Annotated in this window: 10 protein-coding genes and 2 pseudogenes; 5 read left to right on the plus strand and 7 right to left on the minus strand. The window is 72.8% G+C overall.

The window, feature by feature from the left end:
* The first annotated feature begins 27 nt into the window (after positions 1-27).
* Genes E3Z34_RS13580 through E3Z34_RS20465 form a run of 4 tightly spaced genes read left to right on the plus strand, consistent with a single transcriptional unit; the run spans position 28 to position 3,528 of the window.
* Positions 28-663, plus strand: coding sequence for a TetR/AcrR family transcriptional regulator (locus E3Z34_RS13580; RefSeq protein ID WP_134774036.1), 636 nt, complete (start codon positions 28-30; stop codon positions 661-663).
* Positions 664-680: 17 nt separating this feature from the next.
* Positions 681-1,661: a hypothetical protein gene (locus tag E3Z34_RS20455; RefSeq protein ID WP_238695181.1), complete on the plus strand. Its 981-nt coding sequence runs from the start codon at positions 681-683 to the stop codon at positions 1,659-1,661.
* Positions 1,658-2,623: an MMPL family transporter gene (locus E3Z34_RS20460; protein WP_238695508.1), complete on the plus strand. Its 966-nt coding sequence runs from the start codon at positions 1,658-1,660 to the stop codon at positions 2,621-2,623. Before E3Z34_RS20455 ends, E3Z34_RS20460 begins: the two co-directional genes overlap by 4 nt.
* 38 nt (positions 2,624-2,661) lie before the next feature.
* Complete coding sequence (locus tag E3Z34_RS20465) at positions 2,662-3,528, plus strand: MMPL family transporter (RefSeq protein WP_238695182.1); 867 nt, start codon at positions 2,662-2,664, stop codon at positions 3,526-3,528.
* Here the strand turns inward: E3Z34_RS20465 and E3Z34_RS13590 are convergent.
* Positions 3,498-4,445 carry a hypothetical protein gene (locus tag E3Z34_RS13590; protein ID WP_134774037.1) on the minus strand — a complete coding sequence of 316 codons (948 nt, stop codon included), beginning with the start codon at positions 4,443-4,445 and terminating at the stop codon, positions 3,498-3,500. The two genes, E3Z34_RS20465 and E3Z34_RS13590, sit on opposite strands and share 31 nt — an antisense overlap.
* Before the next feature lie 195 nt (positions 4,446-4,640).
* Between E3Z34_RS13590 and E3Z34_RS13595 the strand changes: the two genes are divergently transcribed.
* Entirely contained in the window at positions 4,641-6,206 is a 1,566-nt protein-coding gene (locus E3Z34_RS13595; RefSeq protein ID WP_134774038.1) for a sensor histidine kinase, read from the plus strand.
* A 39-nt stretch (positions 6,207-6,245) separates the two neighbouring features.
* Here E3Z34_RS13595 and E3Z34_RS13600 read toward each other — a convergent pair whose 3' ends face one another.
* The 6 genes and pseudogenes from E3Z34_RS13600 to nuoL form a co-directional block, all read right to left on the minus strand.
* Positions 6,246-7,097, minus strand: coding sequence for a universal stress protein (locus tag E3Z34_RS13600; RefSeq protein ID WP_134774039.1), 852 nt, complete (start codon positions 7,095-7,097; stop codon positions 6,246-6,248).
* 9 nt (positions 7,098-7,106) lie between these two features.
* Positions 7,107-7,649, minus strand: a complete 543-nt coding sequence (locus E3Z34_RS13605; RefSeq protein ID WP_134774040.1) for a hypothetical protein — start codon at positions 7,647-7,649, stop codon at positions 7,107-7,109.
* A gap of 109 nt (positions 7,650-7,758) precedes the next feature.
* Positions 7,759-8,404: pseudogene (locus E3Z34_RS13610) on the minus strand (response regulator).
* 12 nt (positions 8,405-8,416) lie between these two features.
* A pseudogene (locus E3Z34_RS13615) lies at positions 8,417-9,399 on the minus strand (polyprenyl synthetase family protein).
* A gap of 56 nt (positions 9,400-9,455) precedes the next feature.
* Entirely contained in the window at positions 9,456-10,985 is a 1,530-nt protein-coding gene (gene nuoN, locus E3Z34_RS13620) for an NADH-quinone oxidoreductase subunit NuoN (RefSeq protein ID WP_238695183.1), read from the minus strand.
* A gap of 11 nt (positions 10,986-10,996) precedes the next feature.
* A complete protein-coding gene (gene nuoL, locus E3Z34_RS19910) occupies positions 10,997-14,476 on the minus strand; it encodes an NADH-quinone oxidoreductase subunit L (RefSeq protein ID WP_338043737.1) in 3,480 nt (1,159 codons plus the stop codon).
* Positions 14,477-14,484 lie beyond the last annotated feature (8 nt).

The raw sequence follows: 14,484 nt of genomic DNA on the forward strand, positions 1-14,484 counted from the left end.
GTGCAAGCTCGGGCGTACCGTGGAGCGGTGAGCGTCTCCACCGCCCTCGGCCGCCGAGAGGCCAACAAGGTCCGCACCCGCGAGGCGGTCGTGGAGGCGCTGCACGCCCTCGTGCGCACCACCCCGGTGGAGGAGATCACCGTGGACCGGCTCGCCGAGGACGCGGGCATCTCGCGGCGCACCTTCTTCAACTACTACGCCGGCATCCCGGCCGTCCTGGTCGAGGTCTTCTCCGCGCACGCGGAGCAGATGGTGGGCGGGATCGACACGGACCTGCTGCCGCGCGACCCGCTGCAGGCGCTGCGCCGGCTCGTGGCCGAGGGCGGCGTCGACCGGGACTTCCTGGGCTGGATGGCCGCCCTCAACGGCCACGGCACCACCGGAGAGGGTGCCGTCCTCATCGAGCGGGCGGTCTGGACCGAGCTGGGTGCGTGGCTGGAGACCCGGCTGCGCGACCTCTTCCCGCAGGGCACCGACACGCTCTACCTCACCACCCTGGCCGCCAGCGTCATGCACGCCTTCGCCGCCGCCGAGCAGGAGTGGATCGCCAGCCTCACCGACCCCTCCCGCCTGACCGACGCGGACCTGACCTCCTTCGCCGACCACCTCGACCGCGCCCTGGGCCACCTGGCCCGCGGGTGGCGGCCGACCCCCCGCTCCTGACCGAAAGGACCACGACCGTGGCCGTCCTTCTCAACCGTCTTGGCCGTTGGTGCGCCCGTCACCGGTGGGGCGTCGTCGCCGCCTGGGTGGCGCTGCTGGCGATCGTCGCCACCGGCGCCCTCACCCTGATGAAGCCGCTCAACAACAACATCTCCATCCCGGGCAGCCGGTTCGAGACCGTGCTCGAGACGTTGCGCGAGGAGATCCCCGAGGCGTCCGGCACGACCGGCACCGTCGTCTTCACGGCGGACGAGCCGTTCACCGACGCGCAGCGCGAGGCGGTCGCCGGGGTCGTCGAGCAGTGGAACGCGATGTCCGGGGTCGAGGCCATCGACCCCTTCGCGAGCCAGGCCCAGGTGGACGCCACCTCCGGCGACCTGGCCGCGGGCCGCGCCGAGCTCGAGGAGGGTCGGGCGGAGCTGGAGCAGGGGGAGGCGGACCTCGCCGACGCCCGTGAGCAGGTGGAGACCGGGCGCACGGAGCTGGAGGACGGGCGGGAGCAGCTCGAGGCCGGCCGCGCCGAGCTGGAGGCCGGGCGGACCGAGCTGGAGGCCGGCCAGGCCGAGCTCGACGCGCAGGCCCAGCAGCTGGACGCCGCGCAGGCCGAGCTCGACGCGCGCAGCGCCGAGCTCGAGGGTGGGGTCGCCGCGGGTCTCGTGCCGCCGGCGCAGGCCGAGGCCGCCCGCGCCGAGATCGCCGCGGGCCAGGCCCAGATCGACGGCGGGCGCCAGCAGCTGGCCGCCGGGCAGCAGCAGATCGACGCCGGGCTCGCGGAGATCGAGGCCGGCGAGGCCCAGCTGACCGCCGGCGAGGCCGAGCTGGTGGCGGCCGAGGAGCAGCTCGACGAGGCGCGCAGCAGATCGTCGACGGGGAGGCCGAGCTCGAGGCGGGACGCGCCGAGCTCGCGGACGGCGAGGCCCAGCTGGAGGCCGGCGAGCGCCTGGCCGCGCTCACCGACGGGCTGCGGGTCGTCAACGAGGCCGGCACCGTGGCGATGACCCAGGTGTCGGTGACCGGCGGCTCGGCCCAGGCCATCACGCCCGAGGTGGCCGACGAGATCCAGCGGATCGGCGACGCCATCGAGGACGGAAGCGGGGTGGAGGTGGACTTCTCCGCCGAGTTCGCGCTGGATCTCAACAGCGTCTTCGGCCCGGGCGAGGCGGTCGGCCTGGCCGTGGCCGGCCTGGTGCTGATCGTCATGCTGGGCAGCCTGGTCGCAGCGGGTCTCCCGATCCTCATGGCGCTGGTCGGGGTGGGGGTCGGGGTCGCCGGCTCCCTCGCGCTCTCGCCGCTCATCGAGATGCAGTCGATCACCCCGGTCCTGGCGCTCATGCTCGGCCTGGCCGTCGGGATCGACTACTCGCTCTTCCTCATCAACCGGCACCGCCAGCAGCTCCGGCACGGCATGCCGGTCCAGGAGTCGATCGCGCTGGCCGTGGGCACCTCGGGCAACGCCGTGACCTTCGCCGGGCTGACCGTCATCATCGCGCTGTCGGCCCTGGTGCTGACCGGTATGCCGTTCCTCGGCACCATGGGCCTCGTCGCCGCGGCCACCGTGGCCCTGTCGGTGCTCGTGGCCATCACCCTGACCCCGGCGCTGCTGTCCGTGATGGGCCTGCGGGTCCTGCCGAAGAAGGAGCGGGGGGCGATCGCGGCCGGCGACCACGATCTCGCCGACGCCGACGACGCGCGGGAGGCCGACACCACCCGCGGCTGGGCCGCGGTGGTGCAGCGCCGTCCCTGGTTGGCCATCCTGGGCGTGATCGCGATCGTGGCGGCCCTGGGCTACCCCACGGGCCAGCTGCGGCTCGGCCTGCCGGACAGCAGCTCGGAGCCGCTGGGCTCGACCGCCTACACCACCTACGACACCGTGCGCAGCGAGTTCGGCGCCGGGCCGCCGGGCCCATCCTGGCCGTCGCCGAGCTCGACGAGCCGATCGCCGAGGGTGAGGTCGCGCTGATCGACAAGCAGGCCGACATCGCCGAGGACCTGGCCGCCGTGGAAGGCGTGGAGCGGGTGCTGCCCGCAGGCGTCAACGACGCCCGCGACGTGCTCGCCTTCCAGTTGCAGCCGGCCGGTGGACCCACGGAGGAGTCGACGGTCGCGCTGGTCGACCGCCTCGACGCCGACCTGGGCTCCCTCGGCGAGGAGCACGGCGCCAGCATCGACATCACGGGCCAGACCGTCGCGAACATCGACATCTCGGAGCAGCTCTCCGACGCGCTGCCGATCTACCTGCTGGTCGTCGTGGGCCTGTCGCTGATCCTCATGATGCTGGTCTTCCGGTCCATCTGGGTGCCGCTGCTGGCCACCGCCGGCTTCCTGCTGTCGATCGTCGCCGCCTTCGGCGCGGTCGTGGCCGTCTACCAGCTGGGGCACCTCGGCCCGGTCTTCGGGGTGCACGAGCCGGGGCCGGTGCTGTCCTTCCTGCCCATCCTGCTCATCGGCATCCTCTTCGGGCTGGCGATGGACTACCAGGTCTTCCTCGTCTCGGCGATGCGCGAGGATCACGTGCACGGACGCGACGCGCGGACCGCGGTCGTCACCGGCTTCAACCACAGCGCCCGGGTCGTCACCGCGGCGGCGATCATCATGATCTCCGTCTTCGCCGGCTTCGTGTGGGCCCACCTGACGATGGTCCGGCCCATCGGCCTGGGCCTGGCCCTGGGTGTGCTGGTCGACGCCTTCCTGGTCCGGATGACCCTCACCCCCGCGGTGCTGTCGCTGCTGGGCGAGCGCGCCTGGTGGCTGCCCCGCTGGCTGGACCGGATCCTGCCGGACGTCGACGTCGAGGGTGCCAAGCTCGAGCGGGCGCTCGGCGGGCCGTCCGCGGCTCAGGAGCCGGAGGTCGTCGCCAGCCGCTGACCGGCCGCCTGCAGCAGCTCGCGGGCGCCGTCCCGCGCGACAGCGTCACCCTCGGTGACCTGGAGCGCGAGGCGGCGCCCGTCGCGTCGGTAGACCACCAGGCCGGGCCCGCCCTCGTCGACGATGAAGGAGGTGCGGTCCGGCGAGGGCCGCAGACCGATGCCGCCCCAGCGCATCGGGTCGAGGTCCTGCACGGCCACCCCCGCGACCTCCTCGGCCGGCACCCGGACCAGTCGGACCGGGGCGACGCGCGAGCGCACCTCCAGCCCGTCGACGTCGACCTCCACCCGCACGGCGCTCCACGCCAGGGCCAGCGCCCAGGTGCCGGCACCCACCAGGACGAGCACCAGGGCGGCCACCCATCCCTGCCCGCCCACCAGGACGACGACGAGGGCCACCGCGAAGACGGCCAGGACCCCCCAGCCGATGACCCGCATCGTGCGCGAGTCCAGGTCTGTGCTCCACGGCCGCACCTCCCGCACCTGCCGACCGCGCAGGGCCTGCACCCGGGACCGCTCCGGCACCAGGGCCCGGAGCTGGGCGGGGGTCGGCCGCCGGCGGCCGTGCACGGCATACCCGACGGCGCCCGCCACCACGGCGCCGAGCAGCGCGGCGAGCAGCACCGGCTGGCTCACTCCCCCGTCCTGGCTCCCGCCCCGCGACGCGGTGAGCAGGTGCAGCAGCCAGGCCCCCCACCCCACCCCGGCGAGCGCGGCCAGGGCCCACCTCGACCACGACTGGGGCACGACCCGCTGGAGCACGGCCATCACGGCCGCCCCGAGCGCGCACAGCACGACGACCGCCATCAGCCGCGCGGTGAGCGCGGGGTCCACGGTGGGCATCGTCACGGTGGTGACGAGCAGCGCGGCCAGGGGCAGGATCGCCCACACGCCGGCGGCGACGCGGCGCCAGTTCATCGACAGGTCCTCTCGGGGTGGGGATCCCCAGGGTATGCGGTGCGGACCGGGCGGCGACCGCGTCCGGCGAGGTGACGACCGCGTCCGGCGGGGTGGCCACCACGTCCGGTGGATTGACGGCCGCGTCCGGCGAGGTGACGACGTGCCGCCGGGTGGGTCGATCCGTGACCGCCGGGCCGGTAGCGTGGTCCGACGATGAGCACCCCCGACCGGACCACCGACGGTCCCAGCGAGTCCACCCTCGCCCTGCTGGCCGCGCTGCGGGAGATCGGCAGCGCCGAGGACGCCTCGTCGCTGGCCCGGCACGGCCTGCGTCTGGCCCGCAGCCTCACCGGGGCCGGGGCGGCCCTGCTCGCGGTCGCGGACGACCGTCACCCCGACGACCTGCTCGTCGTCGCCCGCGACGGCAGCGCGCTCACCGACGAGGAGGTCGAGCGCTGGTTGCTGGCGGGCGACGGGCAGGGTGCGGACGGCGAGGGGCGGCGGGCGGGCGGCGACGGCGAGCGGGCGGTGGGGGGTCCGGTGCTGTCGGCCGAGGTGACCGTCGAGTCCGGCCGGTTCGGCGTGCTCCGGCTCGGGCAGCTCCCCGGCCCCGTCGGGGCGCGCAGCCGGGCGGCCCTGGACGCCGTGGCCTTCGCGCTGGGCTCGCGCGTGGAGACCCTGCGCCAGCGCGAGGTGAGCGACCTGCACGAGCGCATCACCGACGCCGTGTGGGAGCTGGACCGCACGCTGGCCGACGGCGTCGACCTGGAGGTCACCCTGCCGCTGCTCGTGACCCGGACCCGGGAGCTGACCAGGGCCGACGCCGTGGCTCTCGTGGCCCGTCCCGGCTCCGGACCCCACCGCGTCCTCGCCGCCGACGGCGAACGGTCCGCCGCCGTGCTCGTCGAGCTGCAGCCCGACCTGGAGGAGGTCCTCGGCGCCGGGACCGCCCACCACTGGTCGGCCCGGGGCACGGTGCCCCGGCCGGACGGGGTCCACCGGCGGTGGACCTCGTTGGTGCCGCTGGAGACCCGGGGCGAGCAGCACGTCGTGCTCGTCGTCCACGCCTGGTCACCGCCGCGGGGCGTGCCGCCCCACCAGGTGCAGGACGTCATCAGCGCCCTGGCGCTGCACGCGGCCCTCATCCTCGACCGGGCCCACGGCGAGCGGGAGCACGACCTGGTCACCCGGCTGGAGGACCGCGACCGCATCGCCCGGGACCTGCACGACCTGGTGATCCAGCGGCTCTTCGCCGTCGGGCTGACCCTCCAGGGCGCGACGCGCCGTGCCGGGTCGCCCGAGCTCGTCGAGCGCCTCGAGGGGGCCGTGGCCGAGCTGGACCAGACGATCCGGGACATCCGGGCCACCATCTTCGAGCTGCGCCACCACCCGGGGCAGGGGTCCTTCCGGGCCGACCTGCGCGCCCTCGTGGACAGCTACGCCCCCACCCTGGGCTTCGCGCCGGTGCTGCACGTCCACGGGCCGCTGGACTCCGTGCCGGACGAGGAGCTGCACTCCCAGGTCCTCATGGTGGTCCGGGAGGCCCTGTCCAACGTCACCCGGCACGCGCGCGCGTCCAGCGTGCAGGTCACCGCGAGGATCGACCCCGGCACGCTGTCGCTCACCGTGCAGGACGACGGCGTGGGGGTGGCCGGTGGCGCCGTGGAGAGCGGCCTGTCCAACGTCCGGGCCCGGGCAGCGGACCGGGGAGGCCGGGTCCGGCTGGACCCGGCCTCCCCGCGGGGCACCCGGCTGCAGTGGTCGGTGCCGCTGCCCTGACCCGACGCCCGTGACGTCGCGACCGTCGTCGCCGCAGCCTCAGACCACCGCCACCGGGCCCTCGGCGTACTCCACCACCGCGCAGCCCCGGTCACCGCGGGGCACGACGAGCAGCTCGGCCCCCTCGGCGTGGTCCAGCAGGGCGGCCACCGCGTGCCGGTCGGTCGTGACGCCGTCCAGCACCACCTCCGGGTAGGCCTGCCGCCAGGGCCGCAGGAACGTCTCCAGGGCGCGCTCGGCCCGGTCCGCGTGGTCGGCCCAGACCTCACCGATCGGCCGGTCCGGAGGGTCGAGCGGTGGCGCGGCGGACCAGACGAGGACGGCCAGGACCCGCCGGCCCTCGCGGGCCGCCCGGTCCATCGCCACGCCCAGCGTCCGCATACCCTCCTGCTCGTCCTCCCCGACGTCCACGACGACCGGGGCGTCGACCGGGGTCGTGCCCGGGGCCCAGACCTCGGGGACGACCACCACGGCCGGCCCGGCCTCGTGCACCAGGCGTCGGGCGGTCATGCCCAGCCGCACCCGGCGCGAGGGTCCGTGGCCCCGCCGGCCCAGGACGAGCAGGGCGGGGACGGGGGCCGGGCAGGGGGCCGACCACGTGGTGGCTGCGCTCCTCAGGGCCGCCTGCACCCCGCCGTGCCGCACCTCGGTCACCACGTCCAGCCCGGGGGCCTGCCGGGCGACGTCGGCCAGGGCCCGCTCGAGGATGGCGCGACCGATCGACGACGACTCCTCCGGGCCCTCGCTGCCGTGCACCAGCACGAGCGGGGGTTTGTCGGGGGACGACCACGCCTCCGCGGCCGCCCAGGCGACCGCGGAGGCGTTGTGCGTCGATCCGTCGACGCCGACCAGCACCGGGCACTTCACCTGTGCCCGCACCGCGGCGTCCACGGTCCTACCTCAGCGGAGGTAGGAGGGAGCCAGCCGACGCCACATCGAGCCCAGGCCCAGGTAGCTCCAGGCCGCGGGGATGGTGGCGATGACCAGCATGACGATGGCACCGGTGAGGTGGTCGTCGAGGAAGGGGTTGGTGACGGTGGGGAGGGAGGCGCCGTACATGAACAGGTACATGGCCGCGCCGGCGAGAGCGCCGACCCGGGCACCCATGCCCGTCATGAGGGTCAGGCCGATGCCCAGCAGGCCGAGCATGAACAGCCAGTCGATGACGGCGATGCCCGCCATCCCGTTGTAGAAGCCGGCCAGGGGGCCCTCGACGCCGGACAGGTAGCCGGTGGTCGGGCTGCCGCCGTTGAGCCAGGCGCGCTCGGCCGGGGTGGCGAAGCCGAAGCCGAAGAGCTTGTCGACGAACGCCCAGAGGAAGTAGAAGCCGAACGCGATGCGCAGGACGCCCAGGGCGTAGCCCCCGGCCTCGGGCAGCAGGTGACGCTCACCGTCCAGCGTGGCGAGCTCGGGGTGGGTGTCGTGCTGGGTCTTGGTGCTCATGTCAGCCATCTCCTTCGTGGTGGTGTCTTGGTGGCTGACTCCAGAGTCGCATCATCCGACAGCACGTAGTAGAGGCGGAGGTCCCCACTTCCCGCGGGACCTTGGTCCCTCACTTCTCGAAGAGCTTGGCCCCCAGCACGGCCGCCTGGGTGCGCCGCTCCATCCCCAGCTTGGCCAGGAGCGAGGAGACGTAGTTCTTCACCGTCTTCTCGGCCAGGAACAGCTCCTGGCCGATCTGCCGGTTGGTGAGCCCGTCGGTGATGAGCTCGAGGATGCGCTGCTCCCGGTCGGTCAGCAGGGCGAGCTTCTCGGCCTGGGGGTCGCGTCGGGGCTCGCGCAGCCGCTGGACCACCTTGCTCACCAGGGCCGGGTCGATGAGGGAGCGCCCGGAGGCGACGCTGCGGATCCCGTCGACGAGGTCGGTGCCGGCGATCTGCTTCAGGACGTAACCGTCGGCGCCGGCCATGATGGCGGCGAAGAGCGCGTCGTCGTCGTCGTAGCTGGTGAGGATGACCGCACGGATCCGCGGGTCGGCCGCACGCACGTCCCGGCACACCTCGATCCCCGACCCGTCGGGCAGCCGACCGTCGAGCACCGCGACGTCGGGCACCAGGTCGACGATCTCGGCGGTCGCCCGCACGGCGCTGCCCGACCCCCACGATCTCGATGTCGGGCTCGGCCGACAGCAGGTCGTGCAACCCCCGACGCACCAGCTCGTGGTCGTCGAGCAGGTAGACGCGGATGGGTGTCGCCATGGGGGCAGTCTGTCAGCCCGCGCGGTGCGACACACCGTCGACGAGCGCCCGCAGCGCCTCGACGGCGGGGCCGGGCGGCAGGTCGACGAGGAGGTCGAGCGCCTCCTGCGCCACCCGGTCGGTGTGCCGGCGGGCCTGGTCCATGGCCGGGTGGGCCCGCAGCAGCGCCAGCGCCTCCGCCAGCTCCTCCGGGTCCTCGACCGCCCGCCGGGTCAGCTCCAGCAGCCTGGCGTCCGCGGGGTCGGTGGAGGTGCGCGCGTAGAGCACCGGCAGGGTGGCCTTGCCCTCGCGCAGGTCGGCACCGGGCGTCTTGCCCGAGTCGCTGGACTCCGAGGCGATGTCGAGCAGGTCGTCGGCGAGCTGGAAGACCACGCCCAGCTTCTCCCCGAAGGCGGTGAGGGTCACGACCGTGGCGGGCTCGCACCCGCCGAACATCGCGCCGTAGCGGGCCGCCGTGGAGATGAGGGAGCCCGTCTTGTCCGCCAGGATGGACAGGTATGCCGTCACCGCCGCCGGGTCGTCCGCGGCCCCGGCGAGGGTGTCCCCCGCCCCGGAGGTGCCGGCCCGCTCACCCTCGGCGACCTGCCGGTCGTCCCGGATCTGCCCGGCGCACAGCCGCACGAAGGTGTCGGCCTGGATGCGCACCGCCTCGGCGCCCAGCCCGGCCACGACCCTGGAGGCCGTCCCGAAGAGCAGGTCGCCGATGAGGATCGCCGTGGAGTTGCCGTAGCGGGAGTTCGCGCTCTCGACCCCCGCCGCAGCTCGGCCTCGTCCATGACGTCGTCGTGGTAGAGGGAGGCCAGGTGGGTCAGCTCGACCCCGACGGCCGCGTCGACGACGTGCTCGTCCCACCCCCGGCCGACCTCGCTCGCCAGCAGGGTGAGCAGCGGGCGGAAGCGCTTGCCCCCGGCAGCCACGAGGTGCCCCGACGCCTCGGCGATGAAGGGGTCGTCGTGGTCGACGACCTCCTCCAGCCGACGCGCGACCGCCGCCATGCCGTCGGCCACGCGGGCCTGCAGCGCCTCGTCGACCCCCGGGAGCGTGGGGACGCTCACCGGACGAAGGCCGCGGCGCTCTGGGCGAGGTCGAGGACGGGCGCGGGCATCACGCCCAGGGCCAGGGTGACCACGACGCCGACGACGATCGCGAAGGTCGTCATCCAGGACGGGTCGGCCACGGCGGTGTCGCCGGCCTCGTCACCCAGCCACATGGCCACGACCAGCTTGAAGTAGATGTAGGCCGTCACCGCGCTGGCCAGGACACCCAGGACCGCCAGCCACGCCCAGCCCTGGCTGACCGCGGCCGAGAAGACCGCGAACTTGCCGGTGAACCCCGAGGTCAGGGGGATGCCGGCGAAGGCCATGAGCAGGAAGGTGAAGGCGGCGGCCAGCCAGGGTGCCCGTCGGCCCAGACCCCGCCACTGCTCGACCAGGGTCGCCTCGGTGCCCGAGGAGCGGACCAGGGCCACGACGGCGAAGGCCGGGATGGTCATGAAGCCGTAGGTCATGAGGTAGAAGATCGTGCTCGAGATGCCGACCTCGTCCAGGGCGATGACCCCGGTGAGGATGAACCCCGCGTGCGCGATCGAGGAGTAGGCGAGGATCCGCTTGACGTCGGTCTGGACGACCGCGAGCAGCGCACCGACGACCATGGACAGCGCGGCCACCACGGCGATCACCGGCTGCCAGTCCAGGGCGGCGCCCTCGACGGCGACGTAGAGGACCCGCAGCATCGCCCCGAAGGCCGCGACCTTGGTGCAGGCGGCCATGAAGCCGGTGACGGGGGTCGGGGCACCCTGGTAGACGTCGGGCGTCCAGGAGTGGAACGGCACCGCACCCACCTTGAAGAGCAGGCCCACGGCGACCAGCAGCACACCGGGGACCAGCAGGCCGTTCATCCCCACCTCGGTGCCGATCGCGGCCGCGATGTCGGCGAACCGCATCGACCCGGCGAAGCCGTAGAGCAGCACGGCCCCGAAGAGGAAGAAGGCCGAGGCGAAGCTGCCGAGCAGGAAGTACTTGAGCGATGCCTCCTGGGAGAGCATCCGCCGGCGACGGGCCAGGCCGGTGAGGATGTAGAGCGGCAGGGACAGCACCTCGAGGGCGATGAAGAGCAGCAGCAGGTCGTTGGCGGCGACGAAGAGCATCATGCCGCCGACGGAGAACAGCGTGAGCGGGAAGACCTCGGTGGTCGTCGCCCCCAGGCGCACGGCCTGTGTCTCCGCGGCGGACCCCGGGCTGGAGGCGCCGGCCTGGGTGAAGGCGTCCGGCTGCGGCCCGCCGAAGCGCTCGGCCATGACCATCATGCCGAGGATCGCCAGCAGGAGGATGAGCCCCTGCAGGACCAGGGCGGCACCGTCGACGGCGACCGTGTCGGCGGCGGTCAGGCCCTGGCGGTCCCGGCCGAGCACGACCAGGGCGACGAAGGCCAGGACCAGGGTCGCGACGGCCAGCGGGACCTGCACGGCATACCGCGACCCCCGGCCGGCGAAGCCCTCGACGAGCACGCCGGCAAGACCTCCCACGAAGACGATGATCATCGGCAGGAGCGCCACGTAGTCGATCTCGGGCGCGACGAACATGGAGCCACCCATCAGCGGCCACTCCCCTCAGCGGTGGTGTCGACAGCCGGGGCGGGATCGGTGACCCCCACGGTCTGCATGGTCTGCTGCACGGCGGGCTCGAGCACGTCGAGCACCGGCTGCGGGAAGAAGCCGAGCACCAGGAAGGCGACGATGAGCGGGGCCACGACCCACTTCTCCCGGCCGGTCATGTCCGGGACGACCCGGTCGCCCAGCTCGGGCCGGGGGCCCGTGGCGATCTTCTGGTACATGACCAGGATGTAGATCGCGGCGACGATGACGCCCAGGGCGGCGATGAGGCCGACCCACCAGGTGCGCTGGAAGGTGCCGATGATGACGAGGAACTCGCTGACGAAGGAGTTCAGCCCCGGCAGGGCCAGGCCCGACAGACCCGAGACGAGCAGGGCCCCGGCGATGAGCGGGGTGACCCGCTGCCAGCCGCCGAAGTCGCTCATGGAGCGCGAGCCGCGCCGCATGATGAGCATGCCCGCCACGAGGAACAGCCCGGCGGCGGTGAAGCCGTGGTTGACCATGTAGAGGGTGGCACCGGTCTGGCTGACGGTCGTGAAGGCGAAGATGCCCAGGACGATGAAGCCGAAGTGGCTGACCGAGGTGTAGGCGATGAGCCGCAGGATGTCGTCCTGACCGATCGCCAGGAAGGCACCGACGAAGAGCGAGACCAGCGCCAGCGTGATGATGACCGGGGTCGCCCACTGGCTGGCCTCCGGGAAGAGCGTGAGGCAGAAGCGGATCATGCCGTAGGTGCCGACCTTGTCCAGCACCCCGACCAGCAGGACCGAGGTCGCCGGGCGAGCCTGCTCGGCGGCCAGCGGCAGCCAGGTGTGGACCGGCCACATCGGCGCCTTGATCGCGAAGGCGATGAAGAAGCCCAGGAAGAGCCAGCGCCCGGCCTCCACCGACAGGTCCAGACCGGTCAGGTTGGTGACGAGGAAGCCGTCGGTGCCGCGGGGGCCGGCCAGGTAGACCCCGATGACGGCGACCAGCATGATGAGCCCGCCGGCCAGGGAGTAGAGCAGGAAGGTGGTCGCCGCACGGGCCCGCCGGGCCCCGCCGAACATCCCGATGAGGAAGTAGACCGGGACGAGCATCGCCTCGAAGAAGACGTAGAAGAGGAAGACGTCCATCGCCGCGAAGACACCGACCATCATCGGGGCCAGCGAGAGCATGAGGGCGAAGTAGGTGTGCTGACGGCGGCCGACGGCCGGGACGTCGTCCCAGGCCGCGACGATGCAGATCGGCAGCAGGACCAGGCTCAGCAGGATCATCGTCAGCGAGATGCCGTCGATGCCCAGGGCGTAGGAGACGCCGAACTGCGGGATCCACGAGTAGATCTCGGTGAGCTGGAACTGCTCGGTGCCGCCGACCTGGAACTGGGTGGCCATCGCGACGCCGACCGCCAGGGTCAGCAGCGAGACGCCGAGCGCGACCGGGCGCACCGCCGTGCTGCCCTTGGGCAGCAGCGCCACGACCAGGGCGCCGAGTGCCGGCAGCACCAGCAGCGTGGTCAACCAGGGGAAGTTCATCACTGCATCACCCACACGACACCGAGGATGGCGACGACACCGAGCAGCATCGTCATGGCATAGGAGCGGACGAACCCGTTCTGGGCCCGCCGCAGGACGGACGCGAGCCCGCCCACGGCCGAGACGGCACCACCGGTGGTGGCACCCTCGACGATCACCCGGTCGGCCTCCACCATGGTGGCGGCGCCGGTGATGGTCGGGCCGACGAACAGCGCGTCGTTGACCTCGTCCTGGTAGAGGTCCTTCCGGGCGGCCCGGGTGAGGGCGCTGCCCTCCGGCGCGACCACGGGGACCTCCCGGGCCGTACATCATCCAGGCCAGGCCGACGCCGATCGCCATGAGCACGAAGACCGAGACCTGGATGCCGATCAGCGGGATCAGCGGCTCGGCCTCGGCCACGTGACCGAACACCGGGTCCAGCCAGTTCGGGAGGATGCCCGTGGGGTAGAGGACCGCGCCGAGCACGAGCGATCCGAGCGCCAGGATCATCATCGGGACCGTCATGGTCAGCGGCGACTCGTGCGGGTGCTGGTCGTCCTCCCAGCGGGCCTTGCCGTGGAAGGTCATGAAGAACAGGCGCGACATGTAGAAGGCCGTGATCCCGGCGCCCAGCAGAGCGACCAGGCCGAAGACCCAGCCCTGCCAGCCCGGCGCGGAGAAGGCGGACTCGATGATGTGGTCCTTGGAGAACCAGCCCGCGGTGAACGGGAAGCCGATGATGGCCAGCCACCCCGCCGCGAAGGTGATCCAGGTGATCTTCACCTCGCGGGACAGCGCGCCGAAACGTCGCATGTCGACGCGGTTGTTCATCGCGTGCATGACCGACCCGGCGCCCAGGAACATGTTGGCCTTGAAGAACCCCTGCGTGATGAGGTGGAAGATCGCGTACGTGTAACCGATCGGGCCCAGCCCGACGGCGAGCATCATGTAGCCGATCTGGGACATCGTCGAGGCCGCCAGGGCCTTCTTGATGTCGTCCTTCGCGCAGCCGACGATCGCGCCGTAGAGCAGGCTGACCGCACCGACGACGGCGACCGCGAGCCGGGCGTCCGGCGTGAGGTCGTAGATCGCCTGGCTGCGGGCCACCAGGTAGACGCCGGCGGTGACCATCGTCGCGGCGTGGATGAGCGCCGAGACGGGGGTCGGGCCGGCCATCGCGTCGCCCAGCCAGCTCTGCAGGGGGAACTGCGCGGACTTGCCGCAGGCCGCGAGCAGCAGGGCCAGGCCCATGAGGGTGAGGGTCAGGGGGCTGGCGCCCTCGGCGTTGCCGTGCACCGTGGCGAAGTCGAGCGCGCCGAAGGTGGCGAGCATCATCGCCATGGCGGTGATGAGCCCGACGTCACCGACCCGGTTGACGATGAACGCCTTGTTGGCGGCGGCCGCGTAGTCCGGGTTGGAGTTCCAGAAGCCGATGAGCAGGTAGGAGGCCAGACCGACACCCTCCCAGCCCAGGAAGAGCAGGAGGTAGGAGTCGGCCAGGACCAGGATGAGCATGGCTGCCACGAAGAGGTTCAGGTAGGCGAAGAACCGGCGCTTGTCCGGGTCGTGCTCCATGTAGCCCAGGGAGTAGACGTGGATGAGCGAGCCCACGAACGTGATGAGCATGACGAAGGCCATGGACAGCGGGTCCATGAGCAGCCCGGCCCGCAGGGTGAGGTCACCGACCGCCACCCACTCCCACAGCGGCAGCTGCAGGGCGCGGTCCCCGGGGGCGAACCCGGTCATCTGGACGATGACGAGCGCGCCGACCACGAACGAGCCCCAGGAGAGCACGGTGGCCAGCAGCGGCCCGAACGAGTCGGTGGCGCGACCGCCGACGAGCAGCAGGGCGGCGCCCAGCAGCGGCAGGGCGATCATGAGCCACCCGACCTGCGCCATACCCCCGGAGACAGCGTCGTAGGCCATGGGCTCGCTGGCCGCCAGAGCGAGCGACGAGAGCGGAATCACCTCGGTGC

Origin of the sequence: Ornithinimicrobium flavum (genome assembly GCF_004526345.1) — a bacterium.
Classification (GTDB): Bacteria; Actinomycetota; Actinomycetes; order Actinomycetales; family Dermatophilaceae; genus Ornithinicoccus; species Ornithinicoccus flavus.

Excerpts from the sequence above, each read along its gene's own strand:
- E3Z34_RS20460 (WP_238695508.1), top strand. The coding sequence starts at position 1,658 with ATGACCCAGGTGTCGGTGACCGGCGGCTCGGCCCAGGCCATCACGCCC.
- E3Z34_RS13590 (WP_134774037.1), bottom strand. The coding sequence starts at position 4,445 with ATGAACTGGCGCCGCGTCGCCGCCGGCGTGTGGGCGATCCTGCCCCTG.
- E3Z34_RS13595 (WP_134774038.1), top strand. The coding sequence starts at position 4,641 with ATGAGCACCCCCGACCGGACCACCGACGGTCCCAGCGAGTCCACCCTC.
- E3Z34_RS13605 (WP_134774040.1), bottom strand. The coding sequence starts at position 7,649 with ATGAGCACCAAGACCCAGCACGACACCCACCCCGAGCTCGCCACGCTG.
- nuoN (WP_238695183.1), bottom strand. The coding sequence starts at position 10,985 with ATGTTCGTCGCGCCCGAGATCGACTACGTGGCGCTCCTGCCGATGATC.